Raw genomic sequence first — 22,757 nt, forward strand, 5'->3', positions numbered from 1 at the left:
TTCAGGTGGCGCGGGCCTTGAGGTGGGCCCGCTCTCCCTGGGGCCCGAACAGGACGAGGAGTTCCACGGTCCGCTTGTCGTCCGGGCCGAGCCAGTGGGGGACGTGGGTGTCGAACTCGGCTGCCTCGCCGGGCTTGAGGACCACGGTCTTCTCGCCCAGGAGCAGCCGGAGCCGGCCGGCCAGGACGTAGACCCATTCGAAGCCGTCGTGGGTCTTGAGCTCCGGTTGTGTTCCGGGGCTGGGTGGGATCAGCAGTTTGTGGGCCTGGGCGCCGCCGGGGCGGCTGAGCGGCACATACGTGATGCCGTCCCGGACGACGGGCTTCAGATGGATGCGCGGGTCTCCGGTGCGGGGTGCGCCGACGAGTTCGTCCAGGGGCACCGCGTAGAGCTCGGCGAGCGGCAGCAGCATTTCCAGGGTCGGCTTGCGGGTTCCGCCTTCGAGGCGCGAGAGCGTGCTCTCGTTGATCCCTGTCTCCTCTGCGAGCCCGGCCAGAGTCAGCCCGCGCCGACGGCGCAGCTCCCGCAGTCGTGGCCCGACGGCCTCCAGTCTGTCCTGCTTCGCGTTATCCATACCCACCACCATGCTGAAACAGCATGGAGCTTTGCAACTTCCACAACGGCAGACGCATGGTCGTCACCGCGGGCCTACCCGGTGAAGGGCCCCGAACCGGCGTCTCCTGTATCGGCCGTTCGCCGCGAACCTCTCCGGTCCGAGCGGCACGTCAGAAGCCAGTTTCCTTACGGCCCAGTTTCCTTACAGCCCGGTTCCTTACAGAACAGCGGAGGCAGCAGATGGGAAATCGCCATGTCGTGATCATTCCGATCGAGATCGACGAGGAGAACGAAGGCTCGTATCTCGACGCCTGGCAGAGCGCCGCAGAAGTGATGGCCACTCAACCCGGGTTCATTCGGACGTACATGTTCCGCACGATCGTTCCGGGGAGCACATTCCTTCTCGTCAACGTGGCGGAATGGGAGTCCACCTCTCACTGGGAAGAGGCGATGAACGTCTGCCCGATGCTGGGACAGCAGATAGCCGTCGCCCATGCCTCGAACTACGAGGCGATCCGGACGGTCCTGCCCGCCACCGAGCAGATCCTGAGCCCCGGCCACGGTCACACACCCCCGGACCTGTCTCCTGCCGATACGCATCGTCGCGTCGTGGACGGGAAGCTCACGCTGGTCGATATCCGGGAAGACGATGAATGGGCGGCGCGTCACCCCGCCGGCGCCGTCCACGCCGCGCTCAGCACGCTGCCGGCCTCGCTGTCAGATCTGCCCGACGGTCCTCTGGCGTTCGTATGCCGCACGGGCACACGCAGCGTGCGAGGCGGCGAGCAGGCGATCCGCGCAGGCCGGTCCGCCGTCTACAGCGTGGCGGGCGGCCTTGAGGCATGGGAAGCGGCGGGGCTGCCGGTCACCCTCCCCGACCGCGAGGACGCGGCGAACAACGGCGACCGTGCCAAAGCCGCGGTACGTGAGGACTGACGGAAGCAGAACCGGCGGATGACCGTCGAACACGCTCCCCAGCGCCATTTCAGAAGGAGCAACACCGTGTTTTTTATCGACACCCTGGAGTTCGAGGGCCTGGGCAACCGCAGTTACCTGGCCGGGGGTCCGAGAACAGCGGTCGTGGTCGATCCGCCGCGGGACATCGACCAGGTGATAGCCACCGCCGCCCGGCGAGGGGTGCGCATCGCCTACGTGGCCGAGACGCACGTGCACAACGACTACGTCACCGGCGGGCTGGAACTGGCCCGCCTCACCGGTGCCCGCTACCTGGTCCCGGCCGACGCCGACGTCCCACCCTGGGACTGTGCGCGTGCTTCCCGGGAGCGGACGCTCGGGGGGCTCTTCGACTGGGACAGTCGTGAAATGGCTGGTTTCTAAGCGACCGTGAGGACGATCTTGCCCTGGATGTGCCCCCGGGCGGCGCGTTCGTGCGCTGCTCGGGCATCCGCGAGCGCAAACGTGCTGTCGATCGCGACGCGGACCGTGCCCGTGTCGAGCAGGCGTCCGAGTTCGGCGAGCTGAGCGCCGTTCGAGCGGACCTGGGTGGCCGTGACCGTGACACTCAGCTCGGCGGTCTCTTCTTCGTCGAAGTCGCCGAAGAATACGGGGAATTGGGCGCCGCCGCGCTTGAGCGTGCGCAGGAAGCGCCTGCTGTCGGGGCCGCCGACGGCGTCGAGAACGAGGTCGACGTCGTGTACGAGTTCCTCGGGGCGACTCTTGGTGTAGTCGATGAACTCGTCGGCGCCGAGCTCGCTCAGAAACGATTCGTGCGCGCCCGATGCCACCGCGATGACACGTGCGCCCTTCCACTTCGCCAGCTGTAGGGCGAGGTGCCCCACGCCGCCCGCGGCGCCGTTGATGAGCACCGTCGTGTGGGCGTCGAGTGGCACCGGGCGATGCTTCGCCGCCTGGAAGGGCGACGGGTGATCGTGCCCGAGCTCGATCAGGAACTGCCACGCGGTGAGCCCGGCCATGGGCGCCCCGGCGGCGTGCACGTGATCGATACCGGCCGGCTTGAGTGCGAGGTCCGAGGCGGGCGCGGCCACGTACTCGGCATAGGTGTGGCCGTCGAAGCTGGGGAAGCGAAGGAGACCGAAGACTTCATCGCCGACGGAGAAGCCGTCCACATCCGCGGCGACGGCCTCGACGACGCCCGACAGGTCCGTCCCCGGAATCACGGGCAGGTCGAACTTCGGCCTCGTCTCCGGAGGCAGGTTGGACATACCGTCGCGCAGGTACCAGTCGGGGGGATTGATGCCGGCCGCGTGCACCCGGACCAGCACCTCGCCCGGCCCCGGCTCAGGAATCGGCACCTCGTCGTACCGCAGAACCCCGGGGCCGCCGTGCTCATGGAGCCGGATCGCCCTCATCGTGTGTTTCGGCATCATTTTCTCCTGCTCGCGCTGCGGGATACGCTTATCCGGATCGGCGGTCCACATAAACGGACCACTGATCCGAATATATGGACCACTGATCCGGATAGTCAAGAGGGACAGATGCGGGCCGACGCCAGGAAGAACCGCGACCACCTGCTCGCAGTAGCGGGGGCAGCCATCGCCGAGCAAGGCGTCGACGTGTCACTGCGCGACATCGCCCGCAGGGCCGATGTCGGTCTCGCTACGCTGCTGCGGCATTTCCCGACGCGCGAGGCGCTGCTCGATGCCCTGCTCCGCACGAGCTTCGACGAACTGACCGTAAAGGCCGGCGAGTTCGAGGCGTCGAGCTCACCCGTAGACGCTCTCGTTTCGTGGCTGCGCGACTGCGTCGCGTGGACAACCGAGTATCGGGGCGTGACCGTACTGATGGCAGCCGCCATCGAGGACACCGAATCCGCTCTCCATGCCTCGTGTGTCACCCTGCGCGCAGCCGGTGCGCGGCTCCTCACCCGTGCCCAGGCCGTGGGCATGGCCAGGAGCGATATCGATGGCACCGATCTGTTCGCGCTGGTGGCGATGCTCGCCTGGCTCGGCGATCAGCCCGCCCTCGCGCCACGCGCCGATCGCCTCTCCGGGGTTGTCGCGAGCGCGATCCTGACGAGCGCAGGCAGCAGCCAGGCCGGGATCCCCTTCGAAGCGCGCCCTGATCGTGCTGATCCGTGAGGTGGGGGACGCGGCCGGCGGGCGGTTTCGGTGTGCTCGCCGGCGCCGGCGGCTCGGGTCAGGCGTTCGCCCGTACGGTCGCCACGATGTTCTTGTCCAGTGCCGCGCGTACCAGCGCCGCCGCGAGGACAGCGGGGCCGTGCCGACCCGTCGGGCCGCGCCTGTTGCGCCAGCTCCGCCAAGTTCGCCGGTGACGTCGGCAGGCCCAGCTGCTCCGCTCCCTGCAGCGCCTTCTTGTCGAGGTACGGCGCTGTCTCCGGCCACACCTCCTGCGCCTCGCGCAGGAAGATGTCCGCGCCGGTCGGACCGATGCCGGGTGTCCGGCGAAGCCCGTCCCGCAGCGCGTCGAGATCGCCGTCGGCCGACCGGCGAAGGCGCCGGAGATCGCCGGCGTACGTATCGAGCAGCAGCTCTGCCCCGTCGGCGAGCTGGGTGGCGGTCTTCTCGTCGTAGCGGCGGTACCCGCCCTCCCCGAGTGCGTCCACGCGTTGCTGCCAGGTCGCTTCGAGCATGTGGCGCGGGGTGCGCATGCCGTGTGCGAAGAGAGCCTGTGCGGCGGCCACCGCGACGGACGCCCTGATCCGGGCGCTCAGCAGGTGACTGAGCACCAGGAGTTGGTACAGGGGCTGCGGGGTGTCCCGCAGCCGGATGCCCGCCTCGTCGGCGAACGTCCTGCCGTGCTCCGTGAGCAGGGCCTCCATCGTCCTACGGTGGTTCACGACCGGTCGTCCCCTCCTGGCGTCGAGCTGCTCGGCCCCCGCCGGGCGGATCAACCTGCGGGGACGTACGCGCTGTCGGTGGCTTGGCGGACATCACACGGACGACCCTTGGTGATCGCCCCGGACGACTATGGCCACGGGGCGGGGTGCTGCCCCGCTGACGCACCGGCGCTTCGCCCGAATGCCGCCCGGCGGCTCTCCGATTGCCGCGGTGCTTTCCCGGACCGAGTGTGTGAGGTGCGCCGGAATTCGGGCAGGCGCAGAGCACGCATCGAAAAGGAGGAATGTCATGCCGGCAGGATCCAGTCGCAAGCGCGAGCGCCAGTACGAGCACATCAAGGAAAGTGCCGAGAAACGCGGCACTTCGGAAGGCCGGGCCGAGGAGATCGCAGCACGCACCGTCAATAAGGAGCGGGCGCGGTCGGGCGAGGCCAAATCGGCCGGCAAGGTCTCGACACGGGACCCGAAATCGGCGTCCCAGCGCGGCGGCGAACGCTCACACAGCGGCGCGCAGGGGCCGACCAGGGACCAGCTCTATGAAGAGGCGAAGAAGAAGAACGTCGAAGGCCGCTCCTCGATGAACAAGCAGCAGCTGCGCAAAGCTGTCGGACGCTGACACCGCACCTCCCGGAGTGTGCGGGACGGGGACGGCCCGCGGGCGGGTACACGCGGGCGCGCCCCCGGAATCTCCGTGTCCGCAGCGTCAGTGGTGGCCGTGGGCGCTGTCCGCGGCTCCGCCGAAAAGTCGCGCCACAGCCCTGAAAGGAAGGGTCACGACGGTGGCGATCGCCCCGCCGATCGACCTCAGAACATCTGCGATTGCAGTCAGCATGGGTAAATCCCCTTTCTCCGCAACCGGAGCAGCGGAATCTATTAGTAATTCTACCTAGCATTCGTTGGCCCGGCCCGTACCACTCGGTGGCTCGGACCGTCGTCTGCCATGTCCTGCCAGGCTGTCCCGCATCGCCTGCCCGACTCGTGTCCGGGCATGCATGTCAGCTGTTGTCCTGATCGCCGCGGTCGTCGGCAGTCCGACATGACGTGGCTCATTGCCCCGCTGTGACCTGCACTCGTGGACTGGGGCCGCCATTCCGATCTTCCCCTATGCGTACGGCTGTGCGTACGGCGCTGGAAATGGGCGCCTCAGGGGAGAGGCATACGTTCCGTACTCAGGGGCACGCGCTCTACAACCGCACAAGCGGTTCGCCGGACTTCTCATCGGGGTCCGTGAAGTCTTTCAGTGCGCGACAGGCGGGATTATGGCGACGACGGACAGTAAGGACAGTGAAAGCCGCGAGCGACTCGATGTTCCTACAGCAATGCGGCGGGCCGCAGATCAGCTCGCTGAATTGCTGCAGTGTGAGCCCAGTTCGGTATCCGCGCTGAAGGCGGTGGACGACGGCTGGTCGGCGGACATCGAGGTCGTGGAGCTCGAAAAGGTTCCTGACACCGCAAGCGTGATGGCCACTTACCGGGTTTCCCTCGACCTGCAGGGGCAACTCGTGGGCTACGAGCGAATTCGCCGTTACGCCAAGGGGCAGATCGACCGCTGAGGCCGGATCGGGCCCCGCCAAGAGACCGCTGAGTCTCGGCAGTTCACCCGGAGGGAGTTCAGCATGAGTGTTGTTCAGCAATCAAGCGCAAATACCAGGTCATCGAGTGGGGGTGGCTCCGGAAATCTCTACGATGTCCTGGAGCTCATCCTGGATCGGGGCCTCGTCATCGATGCCTTTGTCCGGGTGTCTCTCGTCGGTATCGAGATACTCAAGATCGATGTGCGTGTGGTCGTCGCGAGTGTCGACACCTATCTGCGGTTCGCCGAGGCGTGCAACCGGCTGGACCTGGAATCCGGCCGCAAGGCGCCCAGTCAACTCACCGACCTGGTGGGCGACATGACCGAGAAGGGCGCCAAGGGCAAGTCCAAGGGCGCCCTGTCAGGGGCGGTGGAGGCGTTCAGCGAGTCGCTCCAGGGCGGCCACGACGACTCGGAGGAGAAGCAGGAGCGCCCGGCGCGCAAGTCCGCTTCCAGCAGCAGCCGCCGCAGCTCCAGCCGACGGGAGGAGTAGCCCGTGTCCACGTACATCTACGCCATCACCAGTGCGGCGCATCCCTTGCGCCTGGACAACGTGGTCGGTGTCGGTCAGCCGCCGTCGGAGTTGCGCGTCATCGGCACGGACGCCCTGAGCGCGGTCGTGAGTGACGCGCCGGCGGACCTGCGGGCCAAGCGCCGTGATCTGGTCGCGCACCAGACGGTGCTGGAGAACCTCCTGGCGGACGGTGCCGCACTGCCGATGCGGTTCGGCCTGCTGGGGCCCGACGACGATCAGGTGATCGCGGCACTGGAGCGGCAGCAGGACGACTACAGCGTCCGGCTCAAGGAACTCGAAGGGTGCCTCGAGTACAACCTGAAGGTCGCCCGTGACGAGCAGGATCTGCTGCGGGAGATCGTCAACGAGTCCGGTGAGGTGCGCGAGCTGCGTGAGCGGACTCGCCAGAACCCCGGAGCCCACGACGAGATGGTCGCACTCGGAGAGCTGATCTCTCATGAGGTCCAGGCCCGCGAGCAGCAGGGCCGGGAGGAGATCACTTCCAGGCTCGAGCACGCCGCGGTACGCGTCGTCAACGGAGAGCCCACCAAGACGCATTTCCTCAACGTGTCGTTCCTCGTCGAGCGCGACCGAGCGGCCACCTTCACGCAGGCCGTGCACGAAGAGGCCGAACGCTGGGGTGACGCTTTCACGCACTCCCTGAACGGGCCGCTCCCGCCCTACAGCTTCGTCTGAGCCTGCGAACCGATCCCGGTCGAGCGGAGGACCCGGCATGGGTCTCATCACGAACATTCTGACTCTGCCGCTGGCACCGTTGCGCGGCACCGCATGGGTCGTCGACCAGGTGCTGGTGACGGCGGAGCGGGAGTACTACGACCCGGAGCCCGTACGCGCCGAACTGGCCGCGCTCGAAAAGGAGCTGCTGAGTGGACGTATCGAAGAGGACGAGTTCGATCGCCGCGAGGACGAGCTGCTGGACCGGCTGGAATGGCTCGAAGACAACCAGCGGCGGCTGCGGGCCCATGACTGACAACAGGGAGAACGAGGTGCACGACAGATGAAAGGCAACGGCAAGATAGGCGTCGCCCTGGTGGGTGGATACCTGCTGGGACGTACCAAGAAGGCGAAGCTGGCGATCGGCCTGGGCATGTTCCTGGCCGGCAAGAAGATGAGTCTGGATCCGGCGCAGCTGGGCAGGATGGTGGCCGACTCGCCGGTGCTCGGCAGCCTCAACAGCCAGGTCCGCAAGGAGTTGGTCGAGGCGACGAAGTCGGCGGCCACGTCCGCGCTGACGAAGCGCGCGAGCGGTCTGGCGGATTCTCTTCACGAGCGGACCCTGGGGCTCGACGAGCCGTCCAGCCGGGGGAGCGACGACGAGGAGCCCGAGGAGGACGACGGCCGGGAGCGCGCCGCTGAGGACGAAGAGGACGCACAGGACGAGCCCGCACCCCGTAAGCGGGCCGCCAGGTCCACGTCGTCCAAGCCGTCGTCCGCTGCCGGCGGCAAGGCCTCGCAGGGCGCTCGCAAGGCATCAGCGCCGGCTCGCCGGGCTGCATCCGGAACCCGGAAGACGGCGTCGCGGACGCGGGCCAGGAACGGGGGTGGCCGTAGTGAGTGACTCCGCTTTCAGCAAGCTGAAGGACGAGGTGGCGCGGAATCCGGCCACCGACAGGCTCAAGGACGAACTGCAGAACTACCTGCACGCCCGGGCCGAGCACGCGGTCACCCAGCTCGGACACAAGCTGGGGGAGGGCGTCAGCAAGCTGGGGGAGCCCGGCGAGGGCGGTCTGGCGGGCAGCCTTGCCAAGGGCGGGCAAGCCCTCAAGGAGGGCAAGTCGCCGGCCCAGGCCGCACTCTCCGCGGGGACCGCCCAGCTCAAGGACACGCTCAAGGAGAAGGTCAAGGGTGTGTTCGGCAAGGGCCGCAAGGGCGGCGGAGGCAAGTCCAAGAGTGTGACGATCGTCGAGGACATCGACGTGGGCGTACCCGTGCGCGAGGCGTACGACCAGTGGACGCAGTTCCAGGAGTTCAGCACGTTCGCCAAGGGCGTCGTCAGTGTCGAGAAGGCCGACGACACCAGCAGCAACTGGAAGGTGAAGGTCGCCAAGTCCACGCGTAGTTGGAAGGCGAACGTCACCGAGCAGGTGCCGGACGAGCGGATCACCTGGACCACGGAGGGGGCGAAGGGCACTGTCAAGGGCGTCGTGACGTTCCACCCCATCACGAGCGACCTCACCCGAGTGCTGCTGGTCCTTGAGTACTTCCCCAAGGGGCTGTTCGAGAAGACCGGCAACATTTGGCGGGCTCAGGGCCGACGCGCCCGGCTGGACCTCAAGCTCTACCGCAAGTTCATCATGATGCGCGGCGAGGCCACGGACGGCTGGCGCGGCGAGATCCGGGACGGCGAGGTCGTCGTGGACCACGACGACGCCGTGGCGGAGGAGCAGGCGGACTCCGAGAAGGAAGCGCACGACGCCGGACCGGCCGACTCGGCCGATGAGGGCGGCGAGGGCGGCCGGCGCGACTCGTTCGACGATGACGATGACGAGTACGCCGACGATGGCGAGTACGACGACGAGGAGCTCCCCGAGGAGGGTGAGCCCGACGCCGAAGCCGCCGAGTACGACGAAGCCGTCGAGGACGACGAGGACGACGAAGCCCTCGAAGGGGAAGCGGACATCGACGACGCCCCCGAAGCCGAGCCCGACGTCGCCGGCGACGAGGAAGAGGACCGGCCGGTCCGCCGCTCCCGGCGCCGTACCGCTGCCGCGGCCCGTTCCTGACCCGAGCCGACATCACAGACAGGGGCTGAACAAAGGTGTCCGATTCACTGGCCGGCCGTATGGGGGCTCCCTCCGGGGGGTCCCCGTACGGCCAGCAGGGTTCCTCTGCCAATCTGGCCGACATTCTCGAACGTGTCCTGGACAAGGGCATCGTCATCGCAGGTGACATCCAGATCAACCTGCTGGACATCGAGCTGCTGACGATCAAGCTCCGGCTTCTGGTCGCCTCCGTGGACAAGGCCAAGGAGATGGGCATCGACTGGTGGGAGCACGACCCGTCCCTGTCCTCCCGGGCTCGTCCACCTCAGCAGACAGAGAAACCGCACTCATCCGCCACGAACGACCCACTGGCTCAGGAGAACGCCCGCCTCAAGGCCGAACTGGCCGAGCTGAGGCAGGCCGCAGGCCTCCCCGCAGGGTCGGCGCAGGAGGCGGAGAGCAGCGTGAACGCGGGCAGGAAGGACGAGCAGTGAGCACCGGAATCTCCTACGTCTACGCCGTGAGCCGGGCCGGCACGCTCAGCGATGTGACGTCCGGCGCCGTACCCGGCCTGGACGGAGGCGGGCTGCGGACGGTGAGTGCCGACGGCCTCGAAGCCTTGGTTTCCTCCGTACCGGAGAGGGCCTTCGGCTCGGAGGGCATGAAGGCACAGATGGAGGACCTGAAGCGGCTGGAGGAGATCGCCCGCGGCCACCACGCAGTGGTGGAAGCTGCCTACGGGGCGACGACGGTCCTCCCCCTGCGACTGGCGACGGTCTATCTCAGTGACGAGCGAGTGGCCGCCATGCTCCACGAACGGCACGTGGAATTCGCTGAGTTGCTCTCCTGGCTCGAAGGCCATGTCGAACTCGGCGTGAAGGTGTACGCGGACCCGCACCGCCCGGCGGAGGCCCAGCCCCCGAAGGCCCCGGCCCCCGCCGCTCCGGTCAGTCCGGGGCGGGCGTACCTGCAGCAGCGCAGGGCGCAGCGCCGTAACCAGCAGGACGCCTACCGGGCCGCGGGGGAGCTGGCCGCCGAGGTCCCCGGCCGGGTGGCCGACGTGGCACGTGCCAGGGTCGCTCACCGGCCGCAGCAGGGCGAACTGGCCTCCTCGCCGGGCGAGAACATCGCCAATGACGCCTACCTGGTCCCGGCAGCCCGGGTCGGGGAATTCCGGCGCACGCTGGACACGCTGGCCGGCGATATGCCCGGTGTACGGATCGAGATCACCGGGCCCTGGGCCCCCTATTCCTTCGCCACGCCGCCGGCCGTGGCGCAGGGCGGCTCACCATGAGCGGTGCACAGGGCAACGCCGATACGGACATCGAGTCCCTGGCCGGGCGGCAGGTCGCACTCATCGATCTGCTGGACCGCCTGCTCAACGGCGGGGCGGTCCTCACCGGTGATCTCGTCCTCTCGATCGCCGATGTGGACCTGGTGCACATCAACTTGCGCGCCGTCATCCGCTCGATCACTTCCGACGAACCGGCACCGTGGTGAGGAGCCCCATGACGGCCGAGAACCTCAGCAGCCCTTCGGAGAAAGGGAATTTCGGCGAGATCGCGCAGGCCGCTGCGCGCGCGTTCGATCTCCTTCCGGCAGGCCCGGAGGAGACGCCTCCTCACCGTGGCAGCGCACAGCGCCTGGAAACGGACCCGGAAACCGTGGAGCGCGATCTCATCAAATTGGTACTCACCATTGTGGAGTTGCTGCGCCAGCTCATGGAACGCACAGCACTGCACCGGGTGGACCAGGGCGACCTCAGCGAGGACCAGGAAGAGCGCATAGGGCTCACCCTGATGATTCTGCAGGACCGGATGACTGAACTCTGCGACCGATATGGCCTCACCATGGACGATCTCAACCTGGATCTGGGGCCGTTGGGATCGCTGCTGCCTCATTCCGGCTAAGGCTGCAGACTCGAGGGCAATGTCGGCGGGGGCGACATCGTCGCCCTTGGCCACGAGCATCAGCAGGGGGGTGGGGGCGATGCGGGAGATCCACTGACCGGGTTCGTAGGCGCGGGCGCGGCGGTTGGACTGAAGGGTCACCTCCTTCGTCCACGTGTCGTCCGGAAGGGGGCAATCACGAGGGCTGCCCCGAATCGTCGAGGTCGGCCTACCCGCGGCTTCGCCTCGGCATTGAGGGCATCCATCCCGTGCGCCGCGAGAGTTTTCGGTCCTGAGCCGGCAAGAATCCGTCGATGTCTCTCTGCAGCGTGCCGGGAGCGTTCTTCAGTGGCCTGGGTGGTTCCCAGCCCATAGCGTGGGGGTTCGGCCTGACCACGGACTTGCCTGTTCGAGTTGGCCGGCGAGGCGGAAGAGCCGGCTTTCAAGGCCATATCCGGCGGCGAACTGCATGCCGACCGGGAGCCCCGTCCCGGCGTCGGTCGTCACGGGTACGGACATGGCGGGCGTGCCCGCCATGTTGAACGGCATGGTGAACGGCGACAGGTCATTGATGCGCTCGATCCAGCCGAGGCCGTCCAGTGTCTCCGCGCCCTCGGTATGGGTGCCCAGAGGCAGGGGAGGCTCCGGCAGGGTCGGCGTGAGGAGGATGTCGTACGCGTCGAAGTACCGTGCCAGGCTTCGGGCCACCCGGTTCCGCATCGCGAGAGCGGTGAGGAATTGCGCGCCGCCGACCCGCTGCCCGTAGTGGTAGCCGGCGAGGGTGGCCGGCTCAAGGGTCGAGGAGTCGATGGGACGGTCGAAGGCGGCGGCCAGCCCGTCGACCAGGGTGGTGAGGTTCACCGTCATGAGTCGGGCGTTGGCCAGGACGAATTCCTCCCAGTCGGCGCCGAGGTCGACCTCAACCTCGTTCACCTGGTGGCCGAGGGATTCAAGCAACCGCACGGTGCGGGAGAGGGCGTCGGTAACCGGTGCGGTAGTGCGGCGTCCGCCCCACGCTTGGGTGAGGACGCCGATTCGCAACGAGCCCGGATGACGGGTGACTTCCTCCGCGTACGGCCGTGACGGCTGCTGGGCGAAGTAGGGGTCGCCCGGTTCCGGGCCGCGTATCTGGTCGAGCAGTACTGCACTGTCGCGTACGGTGCGGCTGACGCTGCCGTGCACGGCCAGGCCGTTGAAGACCTCGTCGACGTCGGGCCCCATGGAGACCCGGCCACGGGTGGGCTTGATCCCGAAGAGGCCGTTGTAGGCGGCGGGGATGCGGAGCGATCCGGCGGCGTCGGTGCCATGGGCGACCGGGACCACCCCGGCGGCGACAGCGGCGGCCGCGCCTCCACTGGATCCGCCCGCGCTGCGCTCCAGGTCCCAGGGGTTGCGGGTCGCGCCGTACAACGCTGATTCCGTCGAGATGCCATAGGCCATCTCCGGTGTCGCGCTGCGCCCGAACGTCACGAGGCCCGCGCGCCGGAAGCGCTGCATCAGTGAGGAGTCGGCGCCGGCGACGTTACCGGCCGCAAGACGGCTTCCCAGCTCCATCCGCCTGCCGGCCATGGCCACCGCGATGTCTTTGATCAGAAAAGGGACGCCGGCCAGTGGTGTGCTGCCGGGGACAGGTTCGTCGTCGGTCGGCCATGTCTCCACGACGGCGTTGATCCGCGGATCAACTGCCTGTACAGCCTCGCGTGCGGCTGCCTCCAGTTCGGCGGGGAGCACCTCGCCCTTGGCCACCAGCGCCGCCAGCCCGACCGCGTCGAAGCTCACGTATTCAGGAACTCTCACTGTCACTCCCTGACTAGAACGATACCGTCGAGTGCTGGACGATACCCTACGGTATCTAAGGGGTCTGGCTGGTACCGTGGAGGGGTTGCGAACCCCACGATCGGAGTGACGGAGTAGTCATGGCATCGACCCTCAGCAGGCCGAGCAGAGTGGCGAAGCTGCCGCCTCGTGAGCGCATCCTCGACGCCGCCGAAGAGCTCTTCCAGAGAGAAGGGATCCGGCAGGTGGGGGTTCAGGCGATCGCCGACAAGGCCGAGACCACCAAGATGGCGATCTACCGGCACTTCGAGACCAAGGACGCGCTGGTCGCGGAATGGCTGCGGATCGTCGCCGCCGATTATCGGGCGGCCTTCGACCGCGTGGAAACCGAATACCCCGACCAACCCGAGGATCAGATTCTGGGCCTGGCCCGCTTCATCGCCGAAGGGCTGCCGGCGATCTCATACAGGGGCTGCCCGTTCATCAACTCCCTCGCCGAGCTGCCCGACCGCCTTCATCCGGCACGGCAAGTGATCCAGGACCACAAGGCTCACCAGACCCGCAGGCTGATCGGCATGTGCACCAAAGCCCAGATGCCCGACCCCGAACAGGCCGCGGCCGAGATCACCTTCGCACTCGAAGGGGCGCAGGTCAGCACACAGAACGGAAGCATCGATCAGACGGGAGAACGGCTGATGAAGATCGTCGAGGGAATCGTGGACCGGCACCGCTCCCACCTCGGCGCATACAGGGCGGCTAACTGACCGCCCCGCGCCGCCCGCCCGACCACCGCCCTCAACGTGGGCGTGCGAGTGTGACCCGGCGCGCCCGATCACCTGGAAAGCGCCTTTGACCGGAGCGGGAACAGGGACCCGGACGATCCTCGTTCCCGCTGGTCGGCTTCGCCTATGACCGGTGCGCTCGTCCATGCCCGGATCAAATAAACGGAGAACGCCCCTGACCTGCAACGATGGGACTTGTCTAGGGTCCTGTTGGTTGCACGGGGAAGCCTGATGCGGGAGGGACGGTGACTGTGGACCTGGGGGCGGGGTGCTGGTGATAGCGCACTCGGACAAGGAGGACGCCGCACCCACGTGGAAGCGGACCTACGGCCACCTGACCAGAACATTCCCCCATCCTTCCGACAGCACCTCAACGCCCGGAGCAGTGGAATCCGGCGCCACCCCGAGGCGACACTCGGGCCCTCGGCCTGCACGGCCTCAGCCCGCGGCACGAAAACGGTCCACCGACTCCATCGGCGGACCGTCACGAAACTTCGGGGCTGCGGCTAAGGCCAGGACTCAGGATCCGGCTCCGGACCCGGCTCTGGATCTCAGTGACTGTCTCTGGATCCCAGTGACTGTTTTCCACCGTCAGGGCGTAGGCAACCGGTTCCCTATGCAGGCAGTGGGGCGGCGGAGCGAGAGCCCCGCCGCCCCACTGCCCGGCCGAGCGGACTCGGCTGCCGGGCTCAGCTTCCGAGGCCGCCGCTGCCGAAACTGCTGCCGTCGCCGAAGCCATCGGCGTCGTCGTCCGTCGGCGGCTTCTGCGAAGCGCTGCGGTGCGTGCTGGAACCCTTGATTTCGTGCGGCAGCAGGCGTGACCCGTCGTGGGGCATTTCCTCCGGCTCCCGGTATTCCCGGATTTCGTGGACCGCGCCTTCCTTGGGAAGGTGAGGCTGCTCGTTCGGCTTTGGTGGCGGGAGTTCCCGGGCGCGGATACGGCGCCCCCATGCGAAAGCAGCGAGTAGTACGGCAACCACAACGATGCCGGTCAGGAGCATGAAAAGGGCCGTGTTGGATGAGACGGCGAGCTGAAATTTCGAGGCGTCCATTTGATTCTCGTACCCGTAAGCCAGGCTTCGTACCGCTTCATAAGCGACTCATACGGCCGCAGGAGTGAGGATGCCACCCTTGGATGCAGTCAAGAGTTTATCGGTCCCGCTGAATGGGAAATTGTGTTCTCTTTGGGCGCTGAGCGGGAGCACTGGCGGTGAACCGCGAGCCGCTACGGTGACCGCCATGACCGCCAACGACTTCTGGACCTCACCGGCCGATCGCATAGTGCGCGGCTCCATGGGTCACTGCAATCTGACCGTCCTTGAGCCGCGCTCCGGCGCGGGCGCGCTGCCCGTCAACGAGCCGTCGCGGGCGGCCGAGTTCGCCTCCTCCATCAGCACCGTCGAGGAGGTCCTCGAAGACGCCGGGCCGTGCGTCGCGCTCCACACACCCGAACCGGGCACCCGTGCCGAACTGGACGTCATCCAGGCCGGCGCGTGGGGCCCTGCCCTGGGTGTCTGTGATCCGGCGTTCGCCGACAACGGCAACGACACGCCGCTCCTGTACGAGGCCGAAGCCCTGCGGGAGCGGTTCCCCGACGCCCGGATCGTCGGCCGGGTCCACTTCCACGGAGGCGCCGACCACACCGAGGACATCGTGTGGCTGCCGGACGGCGCCATGTTCCACGCCAGTGGCTGGCCCGGTGACGAACCGTTCGTCATCACCGGCGACCCGGATGCGGTGGTCGCTTCTCTGGGGCTGACGGCCGGGATGCTGGAAGACGCCGGGATCGACCTGGAAGAGGACGATCCCGGAGAGACCGAGTGGGCGGCTCTGGCCGCGCTGGCTCTTGGCCATGCCGACCCGTGGAACCGCCCCGGCATCGAGGCTACGGCGTTCCGTGTCCGCCACACCGAGGACGCTGTCGGAACGATGGAAGACCTTTACTTCGTCTGACCAACTCCTGCACGTTGTAGTCGAGTTGACACACCGACACGCCATTGCCTGTTCTTTGCCTGGCGGCCTCGGGCGCTAGGGTCTGTCGGGCGGCGCGTACATGTCACGGGGGCTCGCGCGCCGCCCGGATTCCCCTTGCCCCCGCCGAGGGAAGACACCCACGTTGAATCGCATACTCGGACTCTCCCGCAGCTGGCGGACCGGCTTACGTCTGGCAGCGGCGGCCGGGCTGGCCGCTGCGGTCACCCTGACCGGTCTGCCGTCCATCGACATCGCCCAGGCGGCGGGCGGGCCGCCCGTCCTGGCCAAGCCCAAGCCCGGCACCGGCAAACGCTGCGATGTCCGCAACGGACTCCCGGCCGCCAAGCGCACCCCGGCGAACTCGGGGTTCCCCGACGACCCGACCGGGCTGATCCACAAGTCCACCGAACTGCCGAAGAACTTCGACTACAACCTTCCCGGCCAGGCGTACGACGGGATGAAGGCACCCACGGCCGCCCAGCAGCAGAAGGCCCTGTCCAAGGTCCCGGGCGACCCGAAGAAGAACGTCGCAGCCTGGACCAGGCAGGCCAACAAGTCCGGGGCTCCGGCGGACCGGGCCATGGAGATCTACGCCCGGTTCCTCGCGAACAAGGAGAACCTGACCTTCGACCACTGGTTCAAGTCCCGCTACATCCGCAACCAGACCAACAACAGCAAGGGTTCCGGGTTCGAACGGCAGCTCGTCAAGGACTACAACCTCATCGGGCCCGACTGGCTGTGCGAGTACTACGTCGAACTCTTCGACAAGGACGGCGACAAGGTCGGTGAGCGCCGCTACGACGCCTACAACAAGCGGACCAAGGAGTTCAACGAGTTCAAGTCCAACAGCCGGCTGGAGAACCCCCAGCTCGCCAAGGACCGAGTTGTCGCCAAGTCGATGCCCGACCACACCTTCCGCTACACCGGCGCGAAGAACTTCACCAAGGGTCAGGCCAAGAAGATCAGCGACCTGAACCAGGAGATCGTCGCGGAGCGGCCGGGGAAGACGAATCAGGTCCGCGGCAACCAGCGCTTCTACAACCCGGTCGCCAAGACCACCCCGGTCCCCGGCTACTCCCGTCAGGACCGCGCGTTCGCGCCCGGCTGCCAGAGCGGTGGTACGCAGCTCACCTCAGGCACCACGTCCAACTGCGGTGGCAGCCGCGGCCCACTGAACGAGCGCATCAACGACTCGGGCCGTACTCCGGCCGAGGCCAGGCGTTTCCAGGCCGAGGCCCGGCGCCTGGACAGCCGCGGCACTCTTCCCCGGGGCGGCCCGGGCGGCGTGGACTTCACCACTCTGGAGCTGCGCTATGTCGGCGGCCTCGAAAAGGGCAAGGGCATGCAGTACAGCATGCGCGCCGACCAGATGCCGGACCCGGACAGTAACCCCGGATACGGCGGCCAGGCCAAGATGCAGCTGGCGTCCGACGCCCTGTTCACATGGCTGGCCCTGACGCCCGACAAGTTCTGGGTGAACCTGAACCCGGACCAGCCGGACCGGGTCATGGACGACAAGTTCGCCTCCACCGACGCCGGGCGCGTGCTGCTGGAAGCCGACCTCCGGATGAAGCACGACTTCTTCAGGACGATGGATCCGAAGACCGACCTCGGCCGCCGGTTCTGGGCCGCCCTCCCCGAGGTGGACGGGCGTCCGTGCTTCACCGGCATCCGTAACTGGATCGAGCCCAAGCCCGCCGAGGTCCGTGAGCAGGACGGCGGTATCTACATCCTCGACGCCCCGCTCAGGCTGAAGTCCACCGAGCAGGACACCGTCACCCAGCCCGGCGGAGGCGAGGGTATCTGCCACCCCACCAAGGCGCAGCGTGACCAGGCCCAGGGGGTCATCGACCGGATGATCGTCCCTGCGGTGGAGAAGACCATCAACGCCGCTCCCCAGTACGCGGACCTGCGCCGCGTCTACACCTCCCGCGTCGCAGCCGAGTACATCCGCCGCCAGGACGCCAAGAAGCCGACCGACTTCCACAAGTTCATCAACAGCAACGATGTGAAGGCCTGGCCACTGCGCGCTCCGAACCAGAACTGGGACAAGGACAAGCTGTTCCAGGAGTACCGGAAGATCTTCATCAACGGCGAGTTCAAGTACAACGTGGACACCGCCAAGGGCGTCATGGTGTACATCGTCGGTGGCGTCGACTTCTCCAAGGCGCCGAAGCGGAACATCACCAAGGTCCGCTTCAAGGTGGAGAACCGGGACCTGGACCACACCACCAGCAACTCCCTGCAGTCCGACGACACCTCCTACCGCGACACCGACACCCTCTACCTCGGTGGGGGACCTGTCACCAGCGGCGGAGGAAAGCCCACCCCGGCCCCCACCTCCACCCCGACGCCCAGCGGAAAGCCGTCCGCGCCGGCCGGTCACACACCGGCCCCCGGTACGAGCAGCGTGCCGGCCGGCGGCGGAGGGGCGAGCCACCCGCCCACCAGTCCGGGCGGGGACCTCGCCCACACCGGATCCGACACCCCCGTCGGCCTGATCTCCGGCATCGCCGCCGCGGTCATCGCCGTTGGTGGCGGACTGGTCTGGTGGATGCGCCGACGCCGTACCGCACAGGACTAGAAGGTCTCAGGCGTCTCGCCTGACGCGACGCAGGTCTCTCCGGCCCCGCACCATCCGGTGCGGGGCCTTTGCGGTGCGGGGAACACCGGGGTTGACCTGGGCGCCTATTCGGACAGGCGCTTGTTCCTGGTTTTCGGGCTGCCCATCATGCGGAGCATCTCCCTGCCGCCGGTGCGGAAGAACCGGACCAGGAGCGCGGCGCCGAGGATCAGGAACGCGATGTTGAGCCAGGTCGTGTAGTTCCAGCTGACGCCGCCCATGGGGACTCTCGCGTCGGCCCGGTCGGGGACGATTCCCAGGCCGCCGAAGGCGAACTCGACAACGTACCCGGCTACGACCATGGACACATAGAAGGTGGCGAGCAGGAAGACCGTCATCCGCGCGCCGTAGTACTTCCGGTAGATGTTGAGGATCGGCAGGATCAGCAGGTCGGCGAAGATGAAGGCCAGCACGCCGCCGAAGCTGATGCCGCCCTTCCACAGCACGACCGCGAGCGGCACGTTCCCGATGGAGCAGACGAACGAGGCCATGGCCACCAGCGGGCCGATGACCGGGCCCCACAGTCTGGACGCCAGGGGGCGGCCGTCGAAGAAGAACGTGCGCCAGAAGGAGTCCGGGACCCAGGCGGCGATCGCCCCGGCGACGAGCAGGCCGATCACCAGGTCGCGCAGGATGGCCGCCCACTCCATGACGAAGACGTGCGAGGTCGCCGTGAGGCCATCCCGCGAGAACAGCCGCCGCGCGAAGGAACCCTCCCGCTGGACGGACATGTCCATCGCCGCGTGGCCCTCCATCGAGCCGGCCAGGCCCTGCTCGGCCTGTTCACGTGCCTGGCGCAGCAGTCTGTCCCGCAGGAACAGCCGGAAAAGCAGGGCCAGCACGGCGATCATGAGGGGGCCGCCGGCGAACTCAGCCGCGGTGAACTGCCAGCCCATCAGCAGGGCCAGGATCACACCGAGTTCGACCACCATGTTGGTCGAGGCGATCTCGAAGGCCATCGCAGCGGTGAAGTCCGCGCCCTTGCGGAACAGCGAGCGGGCGAGTGCCACCGCGGCGTAGGAGCACGAGGACGAGGCCATGCCGAGGCCGGCCGCCACGGCGAGGGTACGGGGGCGGTCGTCGCCGAGCAGGGAGATCACGGTGGACTTGCGGACCACCGCCTGGACGACAGCGGACAGCGCGAAGCCGAGGATCAGGGCCCAGGTGATCTCCCAGGTCATGGAACCGGCGATCGACAGTGCGTGCAGTACGGCTTGCATCCGTGAAGCCTTCCTCGCGACGCGGTAAACGCACCGGAGGCCGTGGTGCGACACCTTCGTGTCGCACCACGGCCTCCGGCAGAGCCGCCTCCCGGCCGCCCCGACTCACCACGCTCGGGGCGGAGTTACGGTCGGCTCCCGCCTCTCAGCGTCCTGACCGCCTCAGTGGCTCAGGTCCAGGTCGAGGTCCTGCCCGCCCTTGCGGTCCACCAGCAGCGAATGGGCGCTGGGCGCGTATCCGCTGGCCACCACCGTGTAGTCGCCGGTGTCGAGGTCGTTGAACGTGTACACACCGTCCGCACCCGTGATGGTCGACCCCACCGTGTTCCCCGCGGCGTCGAGCAGCGTGACCCGGGCGTCGTCCAGGGGCTCGCCCGCGCTGTTGCGGATGGTGCCGTGGACCCGGGCGCCGGGGTCGAGCCGGACCTCGTAGCGGTTGGCGGAGCCGCTGGTGACCTCCACCGGCACGGCCGTCGGCCGGTGCCCGCCGGCGCTCACCGCGAGGGTGTAGCTGCCGGGCACCAGGTCGCCGAAGCCGAAGTCTCCGGCGCCGTCGGTGGTGCCGGAGGCGACGACATCACCGCGCATGTCGGTGGCGATGACGAGCGCGCCGGGCAGCGGACGGTTGCCGGGCGTCGCCAGGACCGTACCGGAGAGCCCGGCGGCACCGCTGAGCATCAGGTCGAAGTCGACGGGGCCGTCGGCGACCGCCACCGTCGTCGCCTGGGGCTGCCGTGCGCCCCCGGAGCCGATCAGGACGTACGTACCGCCGGCGGGCGCCGCGACGAAGTACCGGCCGTCCGGTCCCGTCGTCGTACGGCCGAGCTGTCGCCCGCCCAGGTCGATCAGGGTGACCACGGCCTGCGGTACGGGCGAGCCGTCGGCGTCGCGGATGTATCCCCTGACGCCCGCGCCCGATGCGTCCGCCATGGCGGCTTCGACTGCGTCGGCCGGCTCCTGCGGGGGTGCCGCATGGCGTCCCGAGGCGGTGGCCGGAAGCGGTTCGGGGACTGCGGCGACGGCGGCCTCGGCCTCGATGGCGGTCGCGCCGCCCTCCTCGGCGGCGCGGGCCTGCAGGCCCGACATGTTCCGCAGCGGAACCTCCTTGGTCCACAGGACCATCAGGAAGCCGACCGCGACCACGCCCGCGGCGATCAGGAACACCAGGTGCATGGAGTCGGCGAAGCCCTGCTTGAAGGGCTCCGACAGACGCGGGTCGAGCTGCTGGATGAACGAGGAGTCGTTCAGCACGCCGGCCCCGCCACCCCCGCCGGGGTGCTTCACCATGTCGAGCACCGGCTTGTTGGCCGGGTTCGACAGCACCTGCGGGTCGTGGAGCGCGGCCTGGAACTGCGGGGTCTGCGCGGCCGACTTGAACGCCGAGGCGATCTTGTCGCCGACATTGCTGAACAGCACGGACAGGAAGATCGCGGTACCGGCGGTGGCGCCCATCTGACGGAAGAACGTGGACGACGCGGTCGCCACACCCATGTCCTGCGGCGGCACCGCGTTCTGCACCGCGAGGACCAGCGTCTGCATACAACCGCCGAGGCCGAGGCCGAAGACGAGCATGAAGACCATGGACTCCCACAGGGGGGTGTCCCACTGGATCTTGAAGTGGAAGAGCAGCAGCGCCACGACCATCAGGACGGTGCCGACGGTCGGGAAGATCTTGTAGCGGCCGGTCTTCGCGGTGAGCTGACCTGCCACGATCGAGGCGATGATCATGCCGAGCATCAGCGGCAGCATTTCGAGGCCCGACCGGGTGGGGCTGGCGCCCTTCACGATCTGCAGGTACTGCGGGATCATCAGCATCCCGCCGAACATGCCCGCACCGATGAGCACGGACAGCAGACTGGTCTTGCTGAAGATCGAGTTGCGGAAGAGACGCATCGGGATCAGCGCGTCGTCGCCCATCCGGCGTTCCACGAGGATCCAGGCGATGATGCCCACCACGCCGACGCCGTAGCAGATCAGCGAGTTCCTCGAGCCCCAGCCCCAGTCGCGGCCCTGCTCGGCGACGAGCAGCAGCGGCACCACGCCGACGGCGATGGTGACCGCGCCCCACCAGTCGATACGGCGGTCGCGGCGGACGTGCGGGATGTTGAGGACCTTCGCGACGACGAACAGCGCGATGATGCCGATCGGGACGTTCACCAGGAACACCCAGCGCCAGCCGGTGACGCCCAGGATGCTGTGCTGGCCGGCCAGGAAGCCGCCGATCAGCGGTCCGGCGACACTGGACGTGGCGAAGGTCGCCAGCATGTAGCCCTGGTAGCGGGCCCGTTCGCGGGGCGGCACGATGTCGCCGATGATCGCCAGGGCCAGCGACATCAGACCGCCGGCGCCGATGCCCTGCAGGGCACGGAAGGACGCCAGCTCGGTCATCGACGTCGAGAAGGTGCACAGCACCGAGCCGATGATGAAGACAGTGATCGCGGTCAGGAAGTACGGCTTACGTCCGTGCAGGTCGGACAGCTTGCCGTACAGCGGTGTGGCGATCGTCGAAGTGATCAGGTAGGCCGTCGTCGCCCACGCCTGCTGGCTCAGGCCGTGCAGGTCGTCCGCAATGGTGCGGATCGAGGTCGAGACGATGGTCTGGTCGAGCGCGGCCAGGAACATGCCCAGCATGAGGCCGCTCAGGATGGTCAGGATCTGCCGGTGGCTCAGGCCGCCCGGACTGGTGGGTATCGCTTTGGTCTGGGTGTCTCCGCGTGGCGCGGACACGGCCTCACTCATGCTTGCTTGCTCCCTGCTTCGCCGCCGCTTCGGAGTGGTTTCCCGAGCAGTGACGTGCGTGTTCATGCTCTGCCAGGTCGTCGTTGAGGCGTGCCATCAGCCGGATGAGCTGGTACCGGTCCTCCGGTGGCCATGGCCTGAGGAGATCCGCCAGCTCCGCGTCGCGCTGCCGCCGGTACGCCTCGAACGCCGCGTGCCCGGCCTCGGTCGCGTGCAGCAGCGCACCGCGCCGGTCCTCCGGGTCCGGGCGCCGCGCGATCAGGCCGTTCTCCACCATCGACCGCACCTGCCGACTGACAGTCGAAAGGTCCAGGAAGGTGTCCGTGGCCAGGTCGGTGGCTCGCCGTTCGCCGTCGAGCACCAGTCGCGCGAGGAGCAGCCGCTCACCGGCGCCCTGCTCGAACTTGGCCCGGCGTCTGTGAGCTGTGAGCAGTCGGGAGAACCGTACGATCTGGCTCCCGAGTCCGGCTGCGGCCTCCTCGGCACTGGCGTCTCCGGTGACCGGAATCGCCTCTGCTGGGCGGTCATGGACCGTCCCCTTGTCCATGCCTCCCGCCTCCATATTCTTATTGTTGCTTGTATCGAGCAAGTTATTGTAGCGGCCCTGGACC

Annotated in this window: 25 protein-coding genes and 2 pseudogenes; 18 read left to right on the top strand and 9 right to left on the bottom strand. The window is 67.8% G+C overall.

Going from position 1 to position 22,757, the window contains the following annotated elements:
• Position 1: 1 nt before the first annotated feature.
• Complete coding sequence (locus OG452_RS25010; RefSeq protein WP_327297814.1) at positions 2–574, bottom strand: helix-turn-helix domain-containing protein; 573 nt, start codon at positions 572–574, stop codon at positions 2–4.
• A 239-nt stretch (positions 575–813) separates the two neighbouring features.
• On the opposite strand from OG452_RS25010, the gene OG452_RS25015 reads away from it, so the two are divergent.
• Positions 814–1,491 carry a rhodanese-like domain-containing protein gene (locus tag OG452_RS25015; RefSeq protein WP_327297815.1) on the top strand — a complete coding sequence of 226 codons (678 nt, stop codon included), beginning with the start codon at positions 814–816 and terminating at the stop codon, positions 1,489–1,491.
• A gap of 66 nt (positions 1,492–1,557) precedes the next feature.
• The gene (locus OG452_RS25020) at positions 1,558–1,893 is read left to right on the top strand and encodes an MBL fold metallo-hydrolase (protein WP_327297816.1); all 336 of its coding nucleotides are present in this window, start codon (positions 1,558–1,560) and stop codon (positions 1,891–1,893) included.
• On the opposite strand, the gene OG452_RS25025 is transcribed toward OG452_RS25020, so the two are convergent.
• Entirely contained in the window at positions 1,890–2,900 is a 1,011-nt protein-coding gene (locus OG452_RS25025; RefSeq protein WP_327297817.1) for an NADP-dependent oxidoreductase, read from the bottom strand. The genes OG452_RS25020 and OG452_RS25025 overlap by 4 nt on opposite strands.
• Positions 2,901–3,011: 111 nt before the next feature.
• On the opposite strand from OG452_RS25025, the gene OG452_RS25030 reads away from it, so the two are divergent.
• A complete protein-coding gene (locus tag OG452_RS25030; RefSeq protein WP_327297818.1) occupies positions 3,012–3,614 on the top strand; it encodes a TetR/AcrR family transcriptional regulator in 603 nt (200 codons plus the stop codon).
• Positions 3,615–3,672: 58 nt separating this feature from the next.
• Here OG452_RS25030 and OG452_RS25035 read toward each other — a convergent pair.
• Positions 3,673–4,315 (bottom strand): annotated as a pseudogene (locus OG452_RS25035) (endonuclease).
• Between the two features lie 307 nt (positions 4,316–4,622).
• Between OG452_RS25035 and OG452_RS25040 the strand changes: the two are divergent.
• Entirely contained in the window at positions 4,623–4,949 is a 327-nt protein-coding gene (locus OG452_RS25040; RefSeq protein ID WP_327297819.1) for a plasmid stabilization protein, read from the top strand.
• Between the two features lie 87 nt (positions 4,950–5,036).
• On the opposite strand, the gene OG452_RS25045 is transcribed toward OG452_RS25040, so the two are convergent.
• The gene (locus OG452_RS25045) at positions 5,037–5,165 is read right to left on the bottom strand and encodes an LPFR motif small protein (RefSeq protein WP_266857292.1); all 129 of its coding nucleotides are present in this window, start codon (positions 5,163–5,165) and stop codon (positions 5,037–5,039) included.
• Positions 5,166–5,592: 427 nt separating this feature from the next.
• Between OG452_RS25045 and OG452_RS25050 the strand changes: the two genes are divergently transcribed.
• The 10 genes from OG452_RS25050 to OG452_RS25095 all read left to right on the top strand — a co-directional run bounded on the left by OG452_RS25050 (position 5,593) and on the right by OG452_RS25095 (position 11,053).
• The gene (locus OG452_RS25050; RefSeq protein WP_327297820.1) at positions 5,593–5,886 is read left to right on the top strand and encodes a gas vesicle protein GvpO; all 294 of its coding nucleotides are present in this window, start codon (positions 5,593–5,595) and stop codon (positions 5,884–5,886) included.
• A 63-nt stretch (positions 5,887–5,949) separates the two neighbouring features.
• Positions 5,950–6,399, top strand: coding sequence for a gas vesicle structural protein GvpA (locus tag OG452_RS25055; RefSeq protein WP_327297821.1), 450 nt, complete (start codon positions 5,950–5,952; stop codon positions 6,397–6,399).
• Positions 6,400–6,402: 3 nt separating this feature from the next.
• Complete coding sequence (locus tag OG452_RS25060; protein ID WP_327297822.1) at positions 6,403–7,116, top strand: GvpL/GvpF family gas vesicle protein; 714 nt, start codon at positions 6,403–6,405, stop codon at positions 7,114–7,116.
• A 37-nt stretch (positions 7,117–7,153) separates the two neighbouring features.
• Entirely contained in the window at positions 7,154–7,411 is a 258-nt protein-coding gene (locus OG452_RS25065; RefSeq protein ID WP_327297823.1) for a gas vesicle protein GvpG, read from the top strand.
• A gap of 27 nt (positions 7,412–7,438) precedes the next feature.
• A complete protein-coding gene (locus OG452_RS25070) occupies positions 7,439–7,999 on the top strand; it encodes a hypothetical protein (protein ID WP_327297824.1) in 561 nt (186 codons plus the stop codon).
• Positions 7,992–9,164, top strand: a complete 1,173-nt coding sequence (locus OG452_RS25075) for an SRPBCC family protein (RefSeq protein WP_327297825.1) — start codon at positions 7,992–7,994, stop codon at positions 9,162–9,164. Before OG452_RS25070 ends, OG452_RS25075 begins: the two co-directional genes overlap by 8 nt.
• A 35-nt stretch (positions 9,165–9,199) precedes the next feature.
• Entirely contained in the window at positions 9,200–9,637 is a 438-nt protein-coding gene (locus tag OG452_RS25080; RefSeq protein WP_327297826.1) for a gas vesicle protein, read from the top strand.
• On the top strand, positions 9,634–10,437 hold the full coding sequence (locus OG452_RS25085; protein ID WP_327297827.1) for a GvpL/GvpF family gas vesicle protein: 804 nt from the start codon (positions 9,634–9,636) through the stop codon (positions 10,435–10,437). The genes OG452_RS25080 and OG452_RS25085 overlap by 4 nt, the downstream gene beginning before the upstream one ends.
• Positions 10,434–10,643 (top strand): gas vesicle protein, encoded by a 210-nt coding sequence (locus tag OG452_RS25090; RefSeq protein WP_327297828.1) that lies wholly within the window; start codon positions 10,434–10,436, stop codon positions 10,641–10,643. Before OG452_RS25085 ends, OG452_RS25090 begins: the two co-directional genes overlap by 4 nt.
• A gap of 8 nt (positions 10,644–10,651) precedes the next feature.
• Positions 10,652–11,053, top strand: coding sequence for a gas vesicle protein K (locus OG452_RS25095; protein ID WP_327297829.1), 402 nt, complete (start codon positions 10,652–10,654; stop codon positions 11,051–11,053).
• Positions 11,054–11,377: 324 nt separating this feature from the next.
• Here the strand turns inward: OG452_RS25095 and OG452_RS25100 are convergent, their stop codons facing one another.
• Positions 11,378–12,829 carry an amidase gene (locus tag OG452_RS25100; protein WP_327297830.1) on the bottom strand — a complete coding sequence of 484 codons (1,452 nt, stop codon included), beginning with the start codon at positions 12,827–12,829 and terminating at the stop codon, positions 11,378–11,380.
• Between the two features lie 119 nt (positions 12,830–12,948).
• On the opposite strand from OG452_RS25100, the gene OG452_RS25105 reads away from it, so the two are divergent.
• Positions 12,949–13,572: a TetR/AcrR family transcriptional regulator gene (locus OG452_RS25105; protein WP_327297831.1), complete on the top strand. Its 624-nt coding sequence runs from the start codon at positions 12,949–12,951 to the stop codon at positions 13,570–13,572.
• 245 nt (positions 13,573–13,817) lie between these two features.
• A pseudogene (locus OG452_RS35475) lies at positions 13,818–13,975 on the top strand (IS1380 family transposase); the annotation flags it as partial.
• Positions 13,976–14,279: 304 nt separating this feature from the next.
• On the opposite strand, the gene OG452_RS25110 reads toward OG452_RS35475, so the two are convergent.
• Positions 14,280–14,642, bottom strand: coding sequence for a DUF6479 family protein (locus OG452_RS25110; RefSeq protein WP_327297832.1), 363 nt, complete (start codon positions 14,640–14,642; stop codon positions 14,280–14,282).
• A 187-nt stretch (positions 14,643–14,829) separates the two neighbouring features.
• Between OG452_RS25110 and OG452_RS25115 the strand changes: the two genes are divergently transcribed.
• Both OG452_RS25115 and OG452_RS25120 read left to right on the top strand, forming a co-directional pair.
• Positions 14,830–15,543: a DUF6333 family protein gene (locus tag OG452_RS25115; RefSeq protein ID WP_327297833.1), complete on the top strand. Its 714-nt coding sequence runs from the start codon at positions 14,830–14,832 to the stop codon at positions 15,541–15,543.
• A 163-nt stretch (positions 15,544–15,706) separates the two neighbouring features.
• Entirely contained in the window at positions 15,707–18,148 is a 2,442-nt protein-coding gene (locus OG452_RS25120) for an LAETG motif-containing sortase-dependent surface protein (RefSeq protein ID WP_327297834.1), read from the top strand.
• Between the two features lie 104 nt (positions 18,149–18,252).
• Here OG452_RS25120 and OG452_RS25125 read toward each other — a convergent pair whose 3' ends face one another.
• The 3 genes from OG452_RS25125 to OG452_RS25135 all read right to left on the bottom strand — a co-directional run bounded on the left by OG452_RS25125 (position 18,253) and on the right by OG452_RS25135 (position 22,693).
• The gene (locus OG452_RS25125; RefSeq protein WP_327297835.1) at positions 18,253–19,407 is read right to left on the bottom strand and encodes a permease; all 1,155 of its coding nucleotides are present in this window, start codon (positions 19,405–19,407) and stop codon (positions 18,253–18,255) included.
• Positions 19,408–19,569: 162 nt separating this feature from the next.
• Complete coding sequence (locus OG452_RS25130) at positions 19,570–22,146, bottom strand: MFS transporter (protein WP_327297836.1); 2,577 nt, start codon at positions 22,144–22,146, stop codon at positions 19,570–19,572.
• A complete protein-coding gene (locus OG452_RS25135) occupies positions 22,139–22,693 on the bottom strand; it encodes a MarR family winged helix-turn-helix transcriptional regulator (RefSeq protein ID WP_327297837.1) in 555 nt (184 codons plus the stop codon). Before OG452_RS25135 ends, OG452_RS25130 begins: the two co-directional genes overlap by 8 nt.
• Positions 22,694–22,757 lie beyond the last annotated feature (64 nt).

Source organism: Streptomyces sp. NBC_01197, from assembly GCF_036010505.1.
Taxonomy (GTDB): domain Bacteria; phylum Actinomycetota; class Actinomycetes; order Streptomycetales; family Streptomycetaceae; genus Streptomyces.